The sequence below is a fragment of the Amycolatopsis sp. PS_44_ISF1 genome (assembly GCF_032335455.1).
Lineage (GTDB): Bacteria > Actinomycetota > Actinomycetes > Mycobacteriales > Pseudonocardiaceae > Amycolatopsis.
Genome location: NZ_JANUXO010000001.1, coordinates 1,582,754 through 1,602,465 on the forward strand (window position 1 = coordinate 1,582,754; position 19,712 = coordinate 1,602,465).

The window sequence follows — 19,712 nt, forward strand, 5'->3', positions numbered from 1 at the left end:
GAGGCGGTGGACTGGACCCGAGGCAGTCCCCCCGGTCGTGGAGAGAAGTGATCATGGTGGAGCGCGTGCAGGCCGACCCGGTCGTGCAGATTTCCGGAGCGCGGGAAATCGCCCGGGACCTCCTGGTCGTCCCGGACCGGAACGTGGAACTGGTCCCGAACATCGGCCTGATCGGCGGTCGTGAAGCGGTGCTGGTCGTCGAAACGGGGATGGGCCCGCGCAACGCCGAAACCGTGCTGGAGTTCGCGGAAGAGTACGCGCGGGGGCGCAGGTTGTACCTGACCACCACGCATTTCCACCCGGAACACTCGTTCGGCGCGCAGGTCTTCGCGGGTTCGGCGACCTACCTGGTGAACCAGGCCCAGGCCGAGGACCTGAGCCGGAAGGGCCCCGGCTACCTGGAGATGTTCCGCGGTCTCGGCCAAGCCGTCGCCCGCCGGCTGGAGGGGGTCGAGCTGGTGCGGCCCGACGTGGTCTACCCGCGGGAGCACCACCTGGACCTGGGCGGGCGGGTGGTGCGGCTCCGGGCCACCGGACGCGCGCACAGCCGCGGTGACCAGGTGATCCAGGTGCTCGACGCGGACGTCCTGTTCACCGGGGACCTGGTGGAGACGGGCCGGTTCGCGATCTTCCCGTGGTTCCCGCCGCACGACACCGACGTCTCGGGCCCGCGCTGGCTCGCGGTGCTGGAACGCCTGGCCGCCGAGCCCCCGCGGGTCGTCGTCCCCGGGCACGGTGCCGTCGGCGACGCCGGGCTGCTGGCCGACGTCCGCGACTACCTCGCCCTGCTCCGCGACGAAACCTGGCGCCGCCGGGCTTCGGCGATGTCCGAAGAGTCGATCGTCGCGGAGATCTCGGCCTTGATGATCCAGCGCCACCCCGAGTGGGCCGGCCGGGAATGGCTCGAGCGCGGCGTGCGGTGCCTGTGCGCCGAGCCCACCGAGCCCACCGAGCCCCCCGAACGCGCCGGATCCTAAGCCGACCGGATCGCCTCCGCCGCCTTCTCCGCCACCATGATCGTCGGGGCGTTGGTGTTCCCGCGCGGGACCACCGGCATCACCGAAGCATCCACCACCCGCAAGTTGTCCACACCCAGCACCCGCAGCGACGGGTCGACCACCGTGCCGATCGCGCAGGTGCCGACCGGGTGGTACAGCGTCTGGGTGTTCTCGCGGACGTGCTCGGCCAGGGCCTCTTCGCTCAGCTCGTGGGTCGAGGGGAGGAAGGGCCGGTCCAGGAACCGCGCCAGCGGGCCCGAGCGGCCGATCTCGATCAGCGAGCGCAGGGCGGACTTGACCGCGTCCAGGTCGACCGGGTCCGAGTAGTACGCCGGGTCGATTTCCGGCTTCCACAGCGGGTTCGCCGACTTCAGCCGCAGCCGGCCGCGGCTGGCGACGTCCACCAGGGTGGCCGCGGAGGTGAAGCCGGCGACGGTGGGCTCGCGCAGACCGTTGTCGTGGAACAGCGTCGGGGCCACGTGCACCTGCATGTCCGGCGCGGCCAGGCCGTCGCGGGTGGAGAAGAACGCGCCGGACTCGCCGATGTTCGACGCCAGCGGGCCGCGCCGGGTCAGCTGGTACCGCACGAGCCCGGCCGGGGTGGCCCCGTCGACCAGGTCGGTGGTCCCCCTGGTGGACCAGATGATCCCGGCCGCCGGGTGGTCGTGCAGGTTCTCGCCGACCTCGGCCAGCCCGGCCACCACGTCGATCCCCAGCTCACGCAGGTGCTCGGCCGGGCCGACCCCGGAGAGCATCAGCAGTTGCGGCGAGTTCACCGCGCCGCCGGACAGCAGCACCTCGGCCGAGGCGCGCACCGTCACCTCCCGGCCTTTGTCCTGATAGGACACACCGACCGCGCGCTGGCCCTCGAAGACCACGCGGGTGGCCGGCGCGTGGGTGCGCACGGTCAGGTTGGGCCGCGAGAGCGCGGGCCGCAGGTAGGCGTCGGCGGTCGACCAGCGGCGGCCGCGTTTGCAGGTGACCTGGTAGAGCCCCGCGCCCTCCTGCGATTCGCCGTTGAAGTCCTCGTTGCGCTCGAGGCCCCAGTCCACGGCGCTGTCGACCCAGGCGCTCGACAGCTCGTGGGTGAAGCGGCGGTCCTCGACCAGCAGCGGGCCGTCGGTGCCGTGCAGGGGCCCGCCGAAGCGCTGGTTGCCCTCGGCGCGCTTGAAGTACGGCAGCACGTCGTCCCAGCCCCAGCCGGTGGCGCCGTGGGAATCGCGCCAGCCGTCGTAGTCGGCGCGGTTGCCGCGGATGTAGATCATCGCGTTCATGGACGAGCTGCCGCCCAGCATCTTGCCGCGCGGCCAGTAGGCGGACCGTCCGGTGTGCTTCTGCTCGACCGTCTCGTAGTTCCAGTCCCAGCGCGTCTTGAACAGCGACGCGAACGCGGCCGGGATGTGGATCTCGTCGGCCGAGTCCTCACCGCCGGCTTCGAGCAGCAGCACCTGCGCCGACGGGTCCTCGCTCAGCCGGGCGGCCAGCACGCACCCGGCGCTGCCCGCTCCGACGATGACGTAGTCGAAGGACTCCTGACCGGCCACGATGCCTCCAGCTGGTTGTGTTGGCGTACCGCCAATGGGCTCATCATGGCCCAGCCCACGGCCCGGGGAAAGACCTTGTCCGCAGCATCCTCCGGATACCGGCCCGGGGCCAGTCGCACCGGTCGGGCAGTCGCCGCCCCCGGTCGAGTAGGCTCAGGCGGTACCCACGACCTGCGTGAATAAGGAGCAGCCAGCCGTGGCCCGAGTCGTCGTCGACGTCATGCCGAAACCCGAAATCCTCGACCCGCAGGGCCAGGCGGTGGCCCGCGCGCTGCCGCGGCTGGGCTTCAGCGGGGTAGCGGACGTGCGCCAGGGCAAGCACTTCGAGCTCGAGGTCGACGATTCCGTCGACGACGAGACCCTGGCCAAGATCGCCGAGGGGTTCCTGGCCAACCCCGTGATCGAGCAGTGGACGATCCGGCGGGTGGACGCGTGAGCGCACGGATCGGCGTCGTCACCTTCCCGGGCACGCTGGACGACGGTGACGCCGCGCGCGCGGTCCGCTACGCCGACGCCGAGGCCGTGCCCCTGTGGCACGCCGATGAGGACCTGCGCGGCGTCGACGGCGTGGTCGTCCCCGGCGGCTTCTCCTACGGCGACTACCTGCGGGCCGGCGTGATCGCGCGCTACGCCCCGGTGATGACGTCCGTGATCGAGGCCGCCCGCAAGGGCCTGCCCGTGCTCGGCATCTGCAACGGCTTCCAGATCCTCTGCGAGGCCGGCCTGCTGCCCGGCGCGATGATCCGCAACGTCGGCCTGCACTTCGTTTGCCGCGACCAGTGGCTCCGCGTCGAGAACAACGAGACGGCCTGGACCACGCGCTACGACCGGGGCGCGGAGATCCTCATCCCGCTGAAGAACATCGACGGCTGCTACATGGCCGAGCAGTCCACTCTGGACATGCTGGAGGCCGAGAACCGCGTCGCGTTCCGCTACGTGGGCGGCAATCCCAACGGCTCCCGCAACGACATCGCGGGCGTCCGCAGCGAGAACGGCCGCGTGGTCGGCCTGATGCCGCACCCCGAGCACGCGATCGACGCGCTCACCGGCCCTTCGGACGACGGCCTCGGCCTGTTCTACAGCGCGGTGGACGCGCTCGCGAAGGTCTGAGCCACCCGGTGGGCGGCCTCGCGCGAGGCCGCCCACTTCGGGTTTCCCGGGTCAGCCACTTCCTCCGGCGGCCCGGCCGGGCTCGCCTCAGCCCGCGGCCGACACCAGCCGGGCGTAGGGCCCACCCGCGGCCAGCAGTTCCGCGTGCGAGCCGAGCTCGGTGATGCGCCCGCCTTCGACCACGGCGACCCGGTCCGCGGCGGCCGCCGTGTGCAGCCGGTGGGCGATCGCGATCACCGTGCGGCCCGCGAGCACCGCGTTCAGCGAACGCTCCAGCTCCCGCGCCGAGCCCGTGTCCAGCAGCGACGTGGCCTCGTCCAGGACCAGCGTGTGCGGGTCGGCCAGCACGACGCGGGCCAGGGCCAGCTGCTGCGCCAGGCCCGCGGGCACGGCGTAGGCACCGGAACCCAGCTTCGTGTCCAGCCCGTCCGGCAGCGCGGCGGCCCACTCGGCCGCCCCGGCCGAGGCCAGCGCGGCGGTCAGCTCCTCGTCGGTCCAGTCGCCCCCGCCGCGGCGGGCGGGCAGCGCCAGGTTCTCCCGCAGCGTGCCGGAGAACGTGTGGTGCTCCTGCGTGAGCAGCAGGACCTCGCCGCGCAGGACGTCGTCCGCCAGGGTCGACACCTCGGTGCCGCCCACCCGGATGGAGCCCGCGGTCGGCGCCGAGATGCCCGCCAGCAGCCGCCCGAGGGTCGACTTGCCCGCGCCCGAGGGCCCGACGATCGCCAGCCGCTCACCGCGCGGCACGCGCAGGTCGATGCCGTGCAGCACCTCGCGGTCCTCGGTGTAGCCGAAGCGGACGTCCTCCACGGTGAGATCCCGCCCGCGCGGCACCGACGAGTCCTTCTCGACGCTCGGCGAAGCCGGCTGCACGCCGAGGATCCGGCGCAGGGCGGCCATCGCCACCTGGAGGTCCTCCAGCCAGAACAGCGCCTCGTTCAGCGGCGCGATCATGGCCTGGGCGTAGGCGAGCATGGTCGTGATGGTGCCCAGCCCGGCCCAGCCCCGGCTGTAGGCGAAGGCGCCGATCAGCAGCATCACCGCGATCGGCAGCACGTAGCTGATCTCCAGCGACGGCAGCCAGCGCAGTTGCAGTGCCCGCATCCGCCGTTCGCCGAGCACGGCCTGCTCCAGCGCGGCGGTGCCGGTGCGGATGCGCCGCTCGGTCAGCCCCAGGGCCTCCGTGGTCCGCGCGCCCTCGACCGTCTCGTGGGTGGCCGACTGCAGGTCGCCCCAGCGGTCGAGCATCCACGCCATCCGCGAAGGGATCCGCCGCTGGTACCAGACGTTCACCGGCACCAGCAGCGGCAGGGCGACCAGCAGGCCCAGCGCGAGCGGCGGCGACGTGACGATCATCGCCACGGTGGTGAGCAGCACCGTGACCGCGGCGATCAGGATCTCCGGCGCGGCGAAGCGCACGGCGTGGTCCAACCGGCTGATGTCGCTGGTCGCGCGGCTGAGCAGGTCGCCGGTGCCGGCCGCCTCGACGGTGCCGAGCGGCAGGTCCAGCGCGCGGGTCACGAACCGTTCGCGGGTCTGGGCGAGCACGCGCTCGCCGAACACCCGCGCCCGCAGCCGCGCCGCCTTCTTGGCCAGCGCCTGCAGCACGAGCGCCACGACGAAGCCGGCCGCGAGCAGGTCCACCCGGGTCGTGCCGCTGCCGCGGACCACGCCGTCGACCAGCAGGCCGAGCAACTGCGGGCCGGCCAGCCCGATCAGCGTGGCCAGGAAGAACAGGCCGAGCATCACGGTGAACTCGCGCCGGTGCTCGGCCGCCGTGCGCAGCGCCCAGCGCCGGACCTCGCGCCGCGAGGCCAGGGGAAGCCGCTTCACACCGTCACCGCTTTCGCTCGTACCACTTCGTCCGCCACGTGTATCCACAGTGGACTCTGACTGAAGACCACGGTGGTCCGCCCGCGCCGCAGCTCGGCGACGCGTTCGGTGATCCGGGCCTCCGTGTGCGCGTCGACGGCCGAGGTCGGCTCGTCGAGCAGCAGCACGTCGGCGTCCACGGCCAGGGCCCGCGCCAGGCTCAGCCGTTGCCGCTGGCCCCCGGAGACCTCCCGCCCGCGTTCGCCGATCAGCTCGTCGACGCCTTCGGGCAGGGCCTCGATGATGTCGTCGGCGTCGGCCGCGTAGAGCGCCTCGGTGAGCCCGACCCCGCCGGGCCGGGCCGGGGCGAGCTGGTCGCGCAGCACCCCGGAGAACCAGATGTCCTGGTTGTGCGCGAACACCACGCGAGCGCGCAACTCGGCCAGCGCGACCTGGTCCGCGGGCACGCCGCCGACCAGCACGCGCTCACCCTCGCCGGCATCGGTGAAGCGCGCCATCCGCTCGGCGATCGCCTCCGCCTCGGCGCCCAGGTCGACCACGGTCAGCCGGCCGGGCGCGGCGCGGACCCCGCTCTCGGTGTCGACCAGGTCCAGCCGCCCCTCGGGCAGCGGCACCGGCGACGCGGGCTCGGCCAGCTTCGGCCGCAGGGCCAGCAGGCCGCAGACCTTCCGCGCGGCCACCGTGCCCGAGCTGAGCGAGCTGACCGCCTCCGTCGCGGTGTCCACCGGCACCACCAGGAACGCCGAGACCCCGTAGAACGCCACCAGCTCGCCGACGCCGATGGTGCCGTCGAGCGCGAGCCGCGCGCCCAGCCAGGTGATGGCCACGGTGACCAGTCCCGGCAGCACGATCGCCGCGGCCGCCAGCCACGCCTCGCTGCGCCCGACCTCGACCCCGGACCGGCGCACCACCTGGCTGGCCGTGCGGAACCGCTGGAGGAACCGGCGTTCACCACCGACCCCGCGCAGGATCCGCAGCCCGGACACGATGTCCGCGCCCAGCGCGTTGACCTCGCTCAGGTTCTCGCGCTGCACGGCCTTGCGCTTCTGCAGCGGGCGCAGCAGGGGACCGATGCCGAGCACGGCCAGCGGCACGCCGACCAGCGCGACGACGCCGAGCAGCGGGGAGGAGGACAGCATCGCGACGCCGACCACCACGAACGCGACCACCGAGCCCACCGTGCGGCCGATCACCTCGAAGGTGTTGCCGATCCAGTTGATGTCCGAGGAGGTGACCGCGACCACGTTGCCGGTGGTGGTCGCCTCCCGCAGCACCGCGCCGAGCCGGGTGGTGTGCGAGGTCACCAGCCGCTGCGTGCTGCCCGCGCCGTGGATCCACAGTCCGTAGGAGGCGAAGTGCAGCCAGGTGCCGAAGCCCGCTTGCACCACGCCGAGCCCGGCCGCGACCAGCGCCCACTTCCACAGCGCGCCGGTGTCGCCCGCGGCGATCGCGTCCACGCCCCGCCCGACCACCAGGGGCAGCAGCGCGCTCGGCAGCGTCCACAACGTGCCGGTCACGGCCGCGACGGCCACCAGCCAGGGCCGCGCGCGCAGCATCGAGAGCAGGAGGCGGCCGGCGGTCAGCCGCTCGGGCAGTCGCAGGTCCGGGAACGGGTACGGGGCGGAGAGCACGGTCGCCAACGGTAAGCGGCCCGACACCGGCAGCGCGACCGATTTATCCCCTGGCGAACGCCGAGCCACCTGCGGGGGTGACCGGCCCGGCCCGTACTCTTGGACCCGTGGCGAACCCTGACCCCGATACTGGGATGAACACGGTGACCAGCAACTCTGTCGTCGAGACGGACACCACCGCGCGGGCCGCGGCGACCCCGGGGACGGCGCAGCCCTACGTCGAGCTCGGCCTCGCCGAGGACGAGTACGCGCGGATCCGCGAGATCCTCGGCCGCCGCCCGACCGACGCCGAGCTGGCGATGTACTCGGTGATGTGGAGCGAGCACTGCTCGTACAAGTCCTCGAAGAAGCACCTGCGCTACTTCGGCGAGACGGCCACGGACGAGATGAAGTCGAAGATGCTCGCGGGCATCGGCGAGAACGCCGGCGTGGTCGACATCGGCGAGGGCTGGGCCGTCACGTTCAAGGTGGAGAGCCACAACCACCCGTCCTATGTGGAGCCGTACCAGGGCGCGGCCACCGGCGTCGGCGGCATCGTGCGCGACATCATGGCGATGGGCGCCCGTCCGCTCGCGGTGGCCGATGCGCTGCGCTTCGGACCGGCCGACGCGCCCGACACCAAGCGCGTGCTGCCCGGGGTCGTCGCGGGGGTCGGCGGCTACGGCAACTGCCTCGGCCTGCCCAACATCGGCGGCGAGCTGGTGTTCGACCCCTCCTACGCGGGCAACCCGCTGGTGAACGCCCTGTGCGTGGGCGCGATGCGGGTCGAGGACCTGCACCTGGCCTTCGCCTCGGGGGCCGGCAACAAGATCATCCTGTTCGGCGCGCGCACCGGCCTCGACGGCATCGGCGGCGTCTCGGTGCTGGCCAGCGACACCTTCTCCGGCGACGAGTCGGCGGCCGGGCGCCGGAAGCTGCCGAGCGTGCAGGTCGGCGACCCGTTCACCGAGAAGGTGCTGATCGAGTGCTGCCTCGACCTGTTCGCCGACGACCTGGTCGTCGGCATCCAGGACCTCGGCGGCGCCGGGCTGTCCTGCGCGACCTCGGAGCTGGCGGCCGCGGGGGACGGCGGCATGCAGATCCACCTCGAACGCGTTCCGCTGCGCGCCACCGGCATGACCCCGGCCGAGGTGCTCTCCAGCGAATCGCAGGAGCGCATGTGCGCGGTGGTCGCGCCGGAGAACGTCGAGGCGTTCATGGCCGTGTGCCGCAAGTGGGACGTGATCGCCACCGACATCGGCGAGGTCACCGACGGCGAGCACCTGGTGATCACCTGGCACGGCGAGGTCGTGGTCGACGTCCCGGCGCACACCGTGGCGCACCAGGGCCCGGTGTACGACCGGCCGGTCCAGCGTCCGTCCACTCAGGACGCCCTGATCGCCGACACCTCGGCCGGCCTGCCGCGTCCGTCCACTTCGGACGAGCTGCGCGCCGACCTGCTGAAGCTGATCTCCTCGCCGAACCAGGCGTCGAAGGAATGGGTCACCTCGCAGTACGACCGCTACGTGCGCGGCAATTCGGTGCTGGCCCAGCCCTCGGACTCCGGCATGATCCGGATCGACGAGTCCAGCGGCCGCGGCGTCTCGGTGGCCACGGACTGCAACTCGAAGTTCGTCTACCTCGACCCGTACCGCGGGGCCCAGCTCGCGCTGGCCGAGGCGTACCGCAACGTGGTGACCGGCGGTGCGACCCCGGTGGCGGTTTCGGACTGCCTGAACTTCGGCGCCCCGACCGACCCGGCCGTGATGTGGCAGTTCGAGCAGGCCGTGCACGGCATCGCCGACGGCTGCGTGGAGCTGGGCATCCCGGTCACCGGCGGCAACGTGAGCTTCTTCAACCAGACCGGCTCCACCGCCATCCTGCCCACCCCGGTGATCGGCGTGCTCGGCGTGATCGACGACGTCACCCGCCGCATCCCGACCGGCATCGGCGCGGAGGCCGGCGAAACCCTGCTGCTGCTCGGCGACACCCACGACGAGCTGGACGGCTCGGCCTGGGCTCGCGAACTGCACGGCCACCTCGGCGGCGTCCCCCCGCGCGTCGACCTGGCCCGCGAAAAGCTGCTGGGCGAGATCCTGGTGGCCGGCTCCCGAGACGGCATGATCTCCGCCGCCCACGACCTCTCCGACGGCGGACTGGCCCAAGCCCTGGTCGAAACGGTGCTGATCGGCCAGTGCGGCGCCCGGATCTTCCTCGACACCGAGCAGGATCCGTTCGTGCAGCTGTTCTCGGAATCCTCGGGCCGGGTGCTGGTGGCCGTGCCGCGGACCGAGGAGCTGCGGTTCACCGAGATGTGCACCGCGCGGGGCCTGCCCTGGCGCAAGACCGGGGTGGTCGACCCGGAATCCGGGGCGCTGGAGCTGCAGGGGATCACGGAGTTCACCCTGGACGAGCTGCGGACGGCCTTCGAGAGCACGCTGCCGGCGCTGTTCGGCTGAGGTTCCGGCCGAAAGAAGAGGGGCCGTTCCCGGGTGTTCCGGGAACGGCCCCTCTTCTCTGGCCGTACGGTGCTGCCGCTCTCGCGGAACGGGACGCGCCCGGTCAGAAGGCGATGACGAAGAACCCGCCGATGCACCACTTGCCCTGGAACGAACTCGCGATCACCGAGCCGTTGGCGTCCTTGCCGGAGACCGAGCCGCCGATCGAGGCGGTCACGAGGGCGGTGCCGGAGTACTCCCCGGCCTTCAGCGCCGGGGTACCGCCGGTGGTCTCGCTGATGCTGTCCTTCGAGAAGGACTCGCTGCCCTGGCAGACCATCGAGGTCGCGCCGGCGGCGTCCTTGGCGTTGATCTTCGCGATGAACTCGTCGATGGTCGTCTTGCCCGCGCCCGGGTCGCTGCTGCCGCCGGGGCCGGGCGGCAGGGTGGACTCGCCGGTCGGCGGCGCGGGCTCGTCCGACGGCAGTCCGGCGCCCGTCGACGGGCGGGGCCCGCCGGTCGACGGGCTCTGGGCGGCGGTGGTGGTGTCGTCCTTGCTCAGGAAGAACCCGGGCGCGACGAAGCCGGTGATGCCGAGCGCGACGACCAGCACCACCGCCACGGCGATCCCGATCCACAGCGCGGTCTTGTTCTTCTGCGGCCCCGGTCCACCCGGTCCGCCCGGTCCGCCGTAACCCTGGCCGTACTGCTGCTGGTTCGGGTCCCAGCCCGGCTGCGGGTACTGCTGGGTCGGGTGGGGCTGGCCGTACGGCTGCGCGTTCGGGTCCCACCCCGGCTGCGGCTGGTTCGGATCCCAGGCCGGCTGCTGCTGATGGGGGTCCCAGCCCTGCTGCTGCTGGGCGTTCGGGTCCCAGCCCTGCGGCTGTTGCTGTTGCGCGTTCGGGTCCCAGCCGTGATGCTGCTGTTGCGCGTTCGGGTCCCAGCCCGGGTGGGGCTGGGGGACCCCGCCCGACGGCGGCTGCTGCCAGCCCTGGCCGTACGGGTCCGGCTGGCCGCCCTGCCCGGGCTGCGGTGGGTAGGTCATCTACGGTTCCGCCTTCCTGCTGCACCGATTCGCGCCGCGGTCTGACGCCCGGTGAGCGCCGGCGGTTCCTCCGCCCCACAGGCCTGCATTCTGCAAGGTCGGGCGGCCCGGCACAAAAGCGGCTCCCGGCCCGCCCGGCCTCGATGGGCGGGACGGGCCGGCAGCCGACTGCTGCGTTCAGCCGTTGGCGAGAGCCTGCACCCGGTCCAGGCCACCGTTGAAGGTGTCCTGGTCGAGCGGGCTCGAGGTGTACTGCCACACGGTGTAGTAGCCCCAGCCGTTCGGCAGGGCGCCGACCGTCGAGGCGTAGCGCGCGACCCAGAGCGGGACGGTGTCGCCGAAGCTCTGCGACGTGCCCACGCACTGGCCCCACCAGTTGGCCGAGGTGTAGATCACGGGCCAGCGGCCGGTCCTGGCGTGGTAGGTGTCGTGGAAGTCGCGGATCCACGCACCCATCGACGACTGGCTCAACCCGTAACAGGTGTCGCCGTAGGGGTTGTACTCCATGTCCAGTGCACCCGGCAGGGTCTTGCCGTCCCCCGACCAGCCACCGCCGTGCGCCACGAAGTACGTGGCCTGCGTGGCGCCGCTGGAGGTGTTCGGGGTGGCGAAGTGGTACGCGCCGCGGAGGAAGCCCTGGTTGTACGAGCCGTTGTACTGCTGGGCGAAGTACGGGTTGGTGTAGTTGGTGCTTTCGGTCGCCTTGGTCCAGACGAACCGCTTGCCCTGGCCCCACCAGTTCGCCCAGTCGACGTTGCCCTGGTAACTGGCGACGTCCATGCCGGCGGTGGTCGCCAGCGCCTGGTCCGGGGCGGCGACCGCGGCGGAGGCATCGCCTTCGACCCGCCGGATCTGGGAGCCCAGCTCGTGGTTGTGGATCAGGATGTCGGCGTTGATCGCGTCGACCTCACTGGCCGACGCCGGGTTCGACCGCGCGGCCATCGCCGGGGCCGTGGTGCCGAGCAGGAGCGCCACGGTGGGAATGGCCAGGACGGAAAGCAGAGTCGAGCGCCGTCCTCTTCGGGAAGTGGACATCGTTGAATCCCTTCACAGATACCCTCGCTGAGAGCGGCTATGTGCAGGTAGCCGCCCGTGGGGAGATTCTTGAGGACGGACTCGCGTTTGTCACCAAGTTCCGCGAAGTTAAAATTTCACGTGGGTGATTTTCCTCAGTGGACGTTCGTCAATTCGTTATCCGATAACAAAAGTTCACCCGATTGCCAGATCGCGCAGGAGCGTGAGCGGGCCGTTCAGCCAGTTCTGGTCGCCCGGCAGCACCCCCTGGTCCGCGAACTGCCAGATGGATTGGCGGGGCCAGCCGGCGGGCAGCTCCCCGACCTGGCTGTTGTAGCGCGCGAGCCACAGCGGGTTGGCGCCGAACGCCGGGCTGTTGCCGAGGCACTTCTTCCACCAGCTCGTGGACGTGTAGATGGTCGGCAGCCGTCCGGTGCGCGCGCGGTAGGTGTCGGAGAAAGATCGGATCCACGCGACGAGCGTGGCCGAATCCTTGCCGTAACAGGTGTCGCCGTAGGGGTTGTACTCCGCGTCGAGCGCGCCGGGCAGGGTCCGGCCGTCGTTGCTCCAGCCGCCGCCGTGCGCGAGGAAGTACTCGGCCTGCGAAGCGCCATCCGAGACGTCGGGCCGGGCGAAGTGGTACGCGCCGCGCACGAGCCCGGCGGAATAGGACCCGTTGTACTGCTGGGCGAACTGCGGATTGACGAAGCCGGTGCCCTCGGTCGCTTTGACGTACACGAACTTCGCGCCCGCGCCCGCCGTCGACGGCCAGTCGACCGCGCCCTGGTGCCCGCTCACGTCGTGACCGAGCACCTGGTCTTCGGCCGAATACCGGATGTGCGGCACCCCGCCGACGCCCTCGTGCTTAGCGATCTGCGAACCGGCGTAGTTGTCCTCGGCCCCGGCGTAACTCGGCGCCGCTTGGGCGGTCGGCCCGCACAGGGCCACCGCGGCCACTCCGGCGAAGAGAACGGCGCTGCCGCGCAGCAACGGATGACGACGCTTCACCCTGCACTCCCAACCGGACGCGTGTACTCCATTACCGGGGCCACGATGCCCGCCTACCGCCGTTCCGGCGAATCGGTGATCACTCGACCGGGTTGTTCGCCCTGGTCAGAGTGGGGTCTGGGGTTGGCGGTGTTCCTGTGGGTGAGTCGGACGGACGGATCGCGACCGCCCGAAAAAGCCCCCGCCCCCGGCGAACCGGGACGGGCAGGGTCACCCGAGCAGTCCGGTAACCCGAGCGAGGGGCCACCTACTCCGAGCAGAGCCACTCACCCCGGCAGGACGCTGCCTCGAGCGGAAGGTCACTCACCGGAGCAAGCCCACCGTCGCCGAGCAGGAGGTCACTCACCTCAGCGAGAGGTCACTCACCCGGGCAAGCCCACCGACCCAAGCGATGAGCCATCGACCCGGGCGGGGCTGCTCAGCCGGGCAAGCCATCGACCCGAGCGGCACCGCTCACCCGGGCAAGCCCGCCGACCCAAGCGATGAGCCACCGACCCGGGCGGAGCTGCTCAGCCGGGCAAGCCATCGACCCGAGCGGCACCGCTCACCCGGGCAAGCCCAGCGACCCAAGCGATGAGCCACCGACCCGAGCGCGAGGTCACTAACCCCGCCGACCCGAGCGGCGCCGCTCAGCCGGACAAGGCACTCGCCCGAGCAGCGTCACCGGCTCGGGCGCCTGGGAGTTCAGCGCCGCTCGTCCGCCAGCGCTTTGATCAGGTGCTCGGCCGGCACCACCGCCGTGATCCGGTCGTGCGGGTTGACCGCCACCGGGTGGCCGGCCAGCAGTTCCACGATGTCGCGGCCCAGGACGGCGCGGGCGTGCGGCCATTCGGCCGGGACCAGTGACTTGCGGGTGTAGGCCGGCACCATCACGCGGCCGTCGGTGTTGTGGAAGCCGATGATCGTGCGCTGGACCGGGGACATCGCGTAGACGAACAGCGTCGCGTCCAGGATGACCGACGGCAGGTCCTCGGCCGGGCGGTGGTCGGTGCGCACGAGTTGCAGCAGCCGCTCCAGGTCGTTGCCGGGCTCGGGGAAGCCGAGCGCCCGGGGGCTGGGCCGGTAGCGGTCGTTGGGGTGGAAGTCCTCGACCACCTCACCCGCGCCGCTCACCGGGTACGCGCCCACCACGGCCCACGACGGGACCGGGCCGTGGGGGTCGAAGGCCTCGTCGATGACGTAGAGCCAGCTGTTGGGGTTCGCCCGCGCGTTGGCCCGCATCTCCTCGGTGATCTCCGGCTTGCCCTGCGGTCCGCGCCGGCCGTGCCGCCCGCCCGATGACTGTTTTCCGCGACGTCCCGCAGGGGTGGTCCGGGAAGCCATCCGGTCTGCCTCGTCCCGCTGCGCCATCGCCATCCCATCGGTGCCGGGTGCCTGAAATCTGGTGTGCGGCCACTCTACTGTTCTCCCATGGCCCCATCGCGTTCGGTCGACCCCGCTGAGTTACGAGCCGCGGTGCGGGCCGTTTCCGGCTGGCTGCGCGGTGAGGGCCCCGATCCGGCCCGGTCCGAGCTGGCCGCGGCGGTCCGGCTCAGCCTGCGGACGCTGGCCCAGGACGCGCCCGGGCACACCGTCGAGGTCCGGGTCCCGCCGTTCGCGGCCGTGCAGTGCGTCGAGGGTCCGCGCCACACCCGCGGCACGCCGCCGAACGTGATCGAGACCGATCCCCGGACCTGGCTGGAACTGGCCACCGGCCGGCTCGCCTGGGAGGACGCGGTGTCGGACGGCCGGGTGACCGCTTCGGGCACCCGGGCCGATCTCGCCCACTGGCTCCCGGTAGTCCGAATTTGATCCACTCGGGTCAGGACCAGCCAATACTCACCTGACTGTGTCTTTCGGGGCCAACTCTCCGTAGAATGGCCGCACGGAGCTTGAGCCTTTCTCCACGGCGAGGCTCCGGGCGTGTACTTTGGGTAGTCGGGCTGAATTCCAGGTCAACCAGCGGAGCACGGAAGGTCCGGTCATGAACGCGGTGAGCGCGTCCGGCAGTGGCGAGCAGAGTCTCGGACCCACCGCGCGTCGCATGATCCTGGGTTCCCAGCTGCGCCGCCTGCGTGAGGACGCGGGCATCACCCGCCAGCAGGCCGGCTACAACATCCGTGGCTCGGAGTCCAAGATCTCGCGGCTGGAGCTGGGCCGCGTCGGTTTCAAGGAACGCGACGTCACCGACCTGCTGACCATGTACGGCGTTTCGGACGCCGACGAGCGCAGGTCGTTCCTCGAGATGGTCAAGCAGTCGAACGAGGCCGGCTGGTGGCGGAAGTTCGGCGAGACGGTGCCGAGCTGGTTCACCGACCTGGTCGGCCTGGAGGAGGCCGCGTCGCGGATCCAGATCTGGGAGCCGCTGTTCGTCTCCGGGCTGCTGCAGATCGAGCCGTACGCGCGGGCGATCTTCAGCCACGGCCGACTGGAGATGGCCGACGAGCGGGTCGACCAGCTGGTGGCCCTGCGGATGCGGCGGCAGAAGATGCTGGCCCGCCCGGACGCGCCGCGCATCTGGGCCGTGCTCGACGAATCGGTGCTGTACCGGCCGATCGGCGGGACGAAGGTGCTCAAGCAGCAGCTGGAGTACCTGCTCGAGATGACCACGCTGCCGCACGTGTCGGTGCAGATCCTGCCTTACGAGCGCAGTGGCCTGTCGGCCGAGCACGCCTTCTCCCTGCTGCGCTTCGCCGAGACCGAGCTGCCGAACATCGCGTACGTCGAGTACCTGACCGGCGGTCACTACCTCGACAAGCGCGACGAGATCGAGAAGTACGGCCGCGCCCTCGACCTGCTGGCCGTCGACGCCGAGACCCCGGAACGCAGCCGGGCCCGTCTGGGCAAGCGCCGCCAGGAGATCTGACCGGCGGTTGCGTCCCACGGTGCGACCCGCGTCCGCCTGGACGTCTGCGCCGTGCCCGATCCATCGGGGCCTTCTTCGCCCCCAGCGTCGGTGAACGCGGCGCGACCGCTGGCCACCACTCACCGTCACTATTCACCTCATCGGGTAGAGGTGTAATCGCCTGGTCGGGATTTTCTACTGAACTGTGTCGTCACGTAGCGAGAAACTTACCAAAGTTTCTGCACGTGCATTTACCGCTGCAGCCGCGCGTGCTAGCGTCGATCTCACAGGCAGATGCACATGCATATTCCTGAGCTTTTCACCGTCCTGGAAGGTGGGGATCATGGCTGAGCGGTTCGAGAACGGTGTTCCGGCCGATCGTCTGACCGGCGCCGCATGGCGCAAGGCGAGCTACAGCGGCTCGGTCGGCAACTGCGTGGAGGTCGCCCCACTCGCGTCCGGCGAGATCGCGATGCGCAACTCCCGCTTCCCGACCGGTCCGGCGCTGGTGTACACCCAGGCCGAGATGGCTGCCTTCCTCGCGGGAGCGAAGGACGGGGAATTCGACGATGTCCTCCAGTGACGTCCTCGACTCCCATCGCGACTCCGAGCCCGCGCTGCTCGACCTGGAAACCGGTCTGCAAGAGCTGATCGCCCGCGGGTACCAGTTCGTGCACCCGGCGGACGAGCGCGGCGAAGTGCTCGCGGTGGTCGGGGTCCGCGTCCACGACGACGTGGTCGACGTGGTCCGGCTCAACGGCGAGGACGACGTGGTCGCGCTGCGCGTGCCCGGTACCGAGGAGAACATCCTCGACCCCGAGACCTGGCTGTGGCGCTCCGAAGGTGCGGCCACGGAGGTTCTCGTCGAGGTCCTGGCCCTGCCCGACGAATCCGCGGCGGCCGAAGCCCGCGTCAAGGGCTGCTGGGTCCCCGGCCGGGGCGGCACGTCGAAGTGGCTCGCCGCCCGCTGAGCCGTCCGGCCAAGAGTTTCAGGCTCCGCACGAAGTGTCCCAATGCACTTCGTGCGGGGCCTGTTTCACGTCCGCGGCCAGGCCGGCGGAGTGGGCAGAACCACTTTCCGCCCGCCGTTTATCGGCTTGACACCGTTTACACTTGCGTCTGGCCTGACCACGTCTTCCTGGGAGCACCTCGGTGGTTTCCGACCCGTCCAGTCCTGATCAGCCCGAACCGGAACCCCGCGAGGAGTGTGGCGTCTTCGGCGTCTGGGCTCCCGGGGAAGAAGTCGCCAAGCTGACCTACTACGGCCTCTACGCCCTGCAGCACCGCGGGCAGGAGGCAGCGGGCATCTCGGTGTCCGACGGCTCGCAGATCGTGGTCTTCAAGGACCTCGGCCTGGTCAGTCAGGTGTTCGACGAGCAGGTGCTGCAGTCGTTGCAGGGCCACATCGCCGTCGGGCACTGCCGCTACTCGACCACCGGCGCGACCATCTGGGAGAACGCGCAGCCGATCTTCCGCACCACCCCCACCGGCAGTGGCCTGTCCTTCGCGCACAACGGCAACCTGGTGAACACCTCGGAGCTGCGTGAGCGGACCGTCGCCGCGGGCCTGAAGCCGCACGCCGGGCTCACCGGCTCGTCGAGCGACTCGGACCTGGTCTGCGGGCTGCTCGCCGCGAACGCCGCCGACAAGGGCATCGAGGCGGCCGCCCTGGAGCTGCTGCCGACCCTCGTCGGCGCGTTCTGCCTGGTCTTCGCCGACGAGAACACGCTGTACGCCGCCCGCGACCCGCACGGCGTGCACCCGCTCGTGCTCGGCCGCCTGGAGCGCGGCTGGGTCGTGGCGAGCGAGACGGCCGCGCTGGACATCTGCGGTGCCTCCTTCGTGCGCGAGGTCGAGCCCGGTGAGCTGATTGCGATCGACGCCTCGGGCCTGCGCTCCTCGCGGTTCGCCAACCCCGAGCCCAAGGGCTGCGTGTTCGAGTACGTCTACCTGGCCCGCCCGGACACCTCCATCGCCGGTCGCAGCGTGCACGCCACCCGTGTGGAGATCGGCCGCCGGCTGGCCGGTGAGCACCCGGCCGACGGTGACCTGGTGATGCCGGTGCCGGAGTCCGGCACGCCCGCCGCGATCGGCTACGCGCAGGGCTCGGGCATCCCGTACGGCACCGGCCTGGTGAAGAACGCCTACGTCGGGCGTACGTTCATCCAGCCCTCGCAGACCATCCGCCAGCTGGGCATCCGGCTCAAGCTGAACCCGCTGCGCGACGTCATCCGCGGCAAGCGCCTGGTCGTGGTGGACGACTCGATCGTCCGCGGCAACACCCAGCGCGCGCTGGTGCGCATGCTGCGGGAGGCCGGCGCGCTGGAGGTCCACGTCCGGATCGCCTCGCCGCCGGTGCGCTGGCCGTGCTTCTACGGCATCGACTTCGCCTCCCGGGCCGAGCTGGTGGCCAACGGCGTCGACCTCGACGGCATCCGCCGCTCCATCGGGGCCGACTCACTGGGCTACATCTCGCTCGAAGGTCTGGTCGCGGCGTCGGAGCAGCCGAAGACCCGTCTGTGCACGGCGTGCTTCTCCGGCGAGTACCCGATTCCGCTGCCCGACGACGCGCTCATCGGCAAGCACCTGCTGGAGAGCATGGGTTCGGCGGACGGCGCGACGGTGTCTCCACTCGCAGTCAGCCCCGCGGGGTACGGTGCCGAAGACGCCGTCCGGCGTCCCTAGTCGCAGCTTGTCCAAGAGGGAGTCCGCTTCCGTGAGCGAGTCCACGAGCGCCACGTACGCCGCCGCCGGAGTCAGCATCGACGCCGGTGACCAAGCCGTCGAGCTGCTCAAGCCCCATGCCGAGCGCGCCACGCGACCCGAGGTCCGCGGTGGGGTCGGTGGCTTCGCCGGGCTCTTCTCGCTGAAGCTCGACCGGTGGAAGGAGCCGGTGCTCGCCTCGTCCACCGACGGGGTCGGCACCAAGATCGCCGTCGCCCAGATGCTGGACAAGCACGACACCGTCGGTATCGACCTGGTCGCCATGGTGGTCGACGACCTGGTGGTCACCGGGGCCGAGCCGCTGTTCCTGCAGGACTACATCGCCGTGGGCAAGGTGGTGCCGGAGAAGATCGCGGCGCTGGTCGGCGGCATCGCCGAGGGCTGCGTGCAGGCCGGCTGCGCGCTGCTGGGCGGCGAGACGGCCGAGCACCCCGGGCTGATGGGCGAGCACGACTACGACATGTCGGCCACCGGCGTCGGCGTGGTCGAGGCGGCCTCGCTGCTCGGTCCGGATCGCGTGCGCCCCGGCGACGTGGTGCTGGCCATGGGCTCCTCCGGACTGCACTCCAACGGCTATTCGCTGGCCCGGCACGTGCTGCTGGACATCGCGCGCATGCCGCTGGACGGGCCGGTCGAGGAGTTCGGCCGCACGCTCGGTGAGGAGCTGCTGGAGCCGACCCGGATCTACGCCAAGGACTGCCTGGCGCTGGCCGCCGAGACCGAGGTGCGCACGTTCGCGCACATCACCGGCGGCGGCCTGGAGGCCAACCTCGCGCGCGTGATGCCGCGCGGGCTCATCGCCCGGCTGGAGCGCGGGTCCTGGACCCCGGCGCCGGTGTTCGCGCTGGTCGGGCAGCGGGGCAAGGTCGAGCGGGCCGAGCTGGAGAAGACGTTCAACATGGGCGTCGGCATGGTCGCGATCGTCTCGGCCGAGGACGTGGACCGGGCGCTGGCCGTGCTGACCGCGCGGCACGTGCCGGCCTGGATCCTCGGTGACGTGCGGCCGACCGAGTCCCCGGACGGCCCGCGCGCCGTGCTGTCGGGCGACCACCCGAGGTTCTAGCCCCGGTCCCCGGGCCACACAGCCGGAAACGCGGTTGCCGCCTGCTGCCAGACTGGACGGGTGGCAGAGGACGTGGTGATCGGCACCCGGTTCGTGGTGCCCGGGGCCGAGCTGAGCGAGCGCTTCTCCCGGTCGTCCGGACCGGGTGGGCAGGGCGTGAACACCACGGACTCCCGGGTCGAGCTGTCGTTCGACGTGGCCCGGTCGGCCGCGATCCCGCCGCCGCTGAAGGAGCGCATCCTGGCGCGGCTGGCGGGGCGGCTGGTCGACGGGGTGCTGACCATCGCCGCCAGCGAGCACCGCTCCCAGCTGATGAACCGCGACGCGGCCCGTGAACGGCTTGCCTCGGCGTTGCTGGCCGCCTCCGCGCCGCCGCCGGCCAAGCGGCGTCCGACCAAGCCCTCCCGGGGCTCGAAGGAACGCCGCTTGGCCGCGAAGAAGCGCCGTGGCGACGTCAAGCGCGGCCGCGGCGGCCGGTTCGACGACTGAAGCGCTCCGTACTGC

At 71.4% G+C, this 19,712-nt stretch carries 18 protein-coding genes; 11 read left to right on the forward strand and 7 right to left on the reverse strand.

Features of this window, described 5'->3' with window-relative positions:
* Window positions 1–53 precede the first annotated feature (53 nt).
* Window positions 54–977: an MBL fold metallo-hydrolase gene (locus tag NYF13_RS07190; RefSeq protein ID WP_315655074.1), complete on the forward strand. Its 924-nt coding sequence runs from the start codon at window positions 54–56 to the stop codon at window positions 975–977.
* On the opposite strand, the gene NYF13_RS07195 is transcribed toward NYF13_RS07190, so the two are convergent.
* The gene (locus NYF13_RS07195; protein WP_315655076.1) at window positions 974–2,542 is read right to left on the reverse strand and encodes a GMC family oxidoreductase N-terminal domain-containing protein; all 1,569 of its coding nucleotides are present in this window, start codon (window positions 2,540–2,542) and stop codon (window positions 974–976) included. The genes NYF13_RS07190 and NYF13_RS07195 overlap by 4 nt on opposite strands.
* Window positions 2,543–2,738: 196 nt before the next feature.
* Between NYF13_RS07195 and purS the strand changes: the two genes are divergently transcribed.
* Together purS and purQ are read left to right on the forward strand one after the other, a co-directional pair.
* Window positions 2,739–2,978, forward strand: coding sequence for a phosphoribosylformylglycinamidine synthase subunit PurS (gene purS / locus NYF13_RS07200; RefSeq protein WP_091625235.1), 240 nt, complete (start codon window positions 2,739–2,741; stop codon window positions 2,976–2,978).
* Entirely contained in the window at window positions 2,975–3,652 is a 678-nt protein-coding gene (gene purQ / locus NYF13_RS07205; protein WP_315655080.1) for a phosphoribosylformylglycinamidine synthase subunit PurQ, read from the forward strand. Before purS ends, purQ begins: the two co-directional genes overlap by 4 nt.
* An 87-nt stretch (window positions 3,653–3,739) precedes the next feature.
* On the opposite strand, the gene NYF13_RS07210 is transcribed toward purQ, so the two are convergent.
* On the reverse strand, window positions 3,740–5,482 hold the full coding sequence (locus NYF13_RS07210) for an ABC transporter ATP-binding protein (protein WP_315655081.1): 1,743 nt from the start codon (window positions 5,480–5,482) through the stop codon (window positions 3,740–3,742).
* A complete protein-coding gene (locus NYF13_RS07215; protein ID WP_315655083.1) occupies window positions 5,479–7,113 on the reverse strand; it encodes an ABC transporter ATP-binding protein in 1,635 nt (544 codons plus the stop codon). Before NYF13_RS07215 ends, NYF13_RS07210 begins: the two co-directional genes overlap by 4 nt.
* A 134-nt stretch (window positions 7,114–7,247) precedes the next feature.
* On the opposite strand from NYF13_RS07215, the gene purL reads away from it, so the two are divergent.
* A complete protein-coding gene (gene purL, locus NYF13_RS07220) occupies window positions 7,248–9,551 on the forward strand; it encodes a phosphoribosylformylglycinamidine synthase subunit PurL (protein ID WP_315657248.1) in 2,304 nt (767 codons plus the stop codon).
* A gap of 103 nt (window positions 9,552–9,654) precedes the next feature.
* Here the strand turns inward: purL and NYF13_RS07225 are convergent, their stop codons facing one another.
* The 4 genes from NYF13_RS07225 to NYF13_RS07240 all read right to left on the reverse strand — a co-directional run bounded on the left by NYF13_RS07225 (window position 9,655) and on the right by NYF13_RS07240 (window position 13,953).
* On the reverse strand, window positions 9,655–10,575 hold the full coding sequence (locus tag NYF13_RS07225; RefSeq protein ID WP_315655086.1) for a hypothetical protein: 921 nt from the start codon (window positions 10,573–10,575) through the stop codon (window positions 9,655–9,657).
* A gap of 177 nt (window positions 10,576–10,752) precedes the next feature.
* On the reverse strand, window positions 10,753–11,610 hold the full coding sequence (locus tag NYF13_RS07230; protein ID WP_315655088.1) for a lysozyme: 858 nt from the start codon (window positions 11,608–11,610) through the stop codon (window positions 10,753–10,755).
* 174 nt (window positions 11,611–11,784) lie between these two features.
* A complete protein-coding gene (locus tag NYF13_RS07235) occupies window positions 11,785–12,597 on the reverse strand; it encodes a lysozyme (RefSeq protein ID WP_315655089.1) in 813 nt (270 codons plus the stop codon).
* 684 nt (window positions 12,598–13,281) lie between these two features.
* Window positions 13,282–13,953: a type VII secretion system-associated protein gene (locus tag NYF13_RS07240; protein WP_315655091.1), complete on the reverse strand. Its 672-nt coding sequence runs from the start codon at window positions 13,951–13,953 to the stop codon at window positions 13,282–13,284.
* Window positions 13,954–14,007: 54 nt separating this feature from the next.
* On the opposite strand from NYF13_RS07240, the gene NYF13_RS07245 reads away from it, so the two are divergent.
* The 7 genes from NYF13_RS07245 (at window position 14,008) to arfB (ending at window position 19,697) form a co-directional block, all read left to right on the forward strand.
* Complete coding sequence (locus NYF13_RS07245) at window positions 14,008–14,388, forward strand: sterol carrier family protein (protein WP_315655093.1); 381 nt, start codon at window positions 14,008–14,010, stop codon at window positions 14,386–14,388.
* Between the two features lie 172 nt (window positions 14,389–14,560).
* Window positions 14,561–15,442 (forward strand): helix-turn-helix transcriptional regulator, encoded by an 882-nt coding sequence (locus tag NYF13_RS07250; RefSeq protein ID WP_315655095.1) that lies wholly within the window; start codon window positions 14,561–14,563, stop codon window positions 15,440–15,442.
* Between the two features lie 322 nt (window positions 15,443–15,764).
* Complete coding sequence (locus NYF13_RS07255) at window positions 15,765–16,004, forward strand: DUF397 domain-containing protein (protein ID WP_315655097.1); 240 nt, start codon at window positions 15,765–15,767, stop codon at window positions 16,002–16,004.
* Window positions 15,991–16,392: a hypothetical protein gene (locus NYF13_RS07260; protein WP_315655099.1), complete on the forward strand. Its 402-nt coding sequence runs from the start codon at window positions 15,991–15,993 to the stop codon at window positions 16,390–16,392. Before NYF13_RS07255 ends, NYF13_RS07260 begins: the two co-directional genes overlap by 14 nt.
* Before the next feature lie 181 nt (window positions 16,393–16,573).
* A complete protein-coding gene (gene purF / locus NYF13_RS07265) occupies window positions 16,574–18,106 on the forward strand; it encodes an amidophosphoribosyltransferase (RefSeq protein ID WP_315655101.1) in 1,533 nt (510 codons plus the stop codon).
* Window positions 18,107–18,137: 31 nt separating this feature from the next.
* Window positions 18,138–19,208, forward strand: a complete 1,071-nt coding sequence (gene purM / locus NYF13_RS07270; protein WP_315655103.1) for a phosphoribosylformylglycinamidine cyclo-ligase — start codon at window positions 18,138–18,140, stop codon at window positions 19,206–19,208.
* Between the two features lie 60 nt (window positions 19,209–19,268).
* A complete protein-coding gene (gene arfB, locus NYF13_RS07275; protein ID WP_315655105.1) occupies window positions 19,269–19,697 on the forward strand; it encodes an alternative ribosome rescue aminoacyl-tRNA hydrolase ArfB in 429 nt (142 codons plus the stop codon).
* Window positions 19,698–19,712: the final 15 nt, after the last annotated feature.

Bases quoted from the DNA above. Each gene is read 5' to 3' on its own strand.
- NYF13_RS07190 (WP_315655074.1), top strand. From the start codon at position 54: ATGGTGGAGCGCGTGCAGGCCGACCCGGTCGTGCAGATTTCCGGAGCG.
- purL (WP_315657248.1), top strand. From the start codon at position 7,248: ATGAACACGGTGACCAGCAACTCTGTCGTCGAGACGGACACCACCGCG.
- NYF13_RS07225 (WP_315655086.1), bottom strand. From the start codon at position 10,575: ATGACCTACCCACCGCAGCCCGGGCAGGGCGGCCAGCCGGACCCGTAC.
- NYF13_RS07230 (WP_315655088.1), bottom strand. From the start codon at position 11,610: ATGTCCACTTCCCGAAGAGGACGGCGCTCGACTCTGCTTTCCGTCCTG.
- NYF13_RS07240 (WP_315655091.1), bottom strand. From the start codon at position 13,953: ATGGCGATGGCGCAGCGGGACGAGGCAGACCGGATGGCTTCCCGGACC.
- NYF13_RS07245 (WP_315655093.1), top strand. From the start codon at position 14,008: ATGGCCCCATCGCGTTCGGTCGACCCCGCTGAGTTACGAGCCGCGGTG.
- NYF13_RS07250 (WP_315655095.1), top strand. From the start codon at position 14,561: ATGAACGCGGTGAGCGCGTCCGGCAGTGGCGAGCAGAGTCTCGGACCC.
- NYF13_RS07255 (WP_315655097.1), top strand. From the start codon at position 15,765: ATGGCTGAGCGGTTCGAGAACGGTGTTCCGGCCGATCGTCTGACCGGC.
- NYF13_RS07260 (WP_315655099.1), top strand. From the start codon at position 15,991: ATGTCCTCCAGTGACGTCCTCGACTCCCATCGCGACTCCGAGCCCGCG.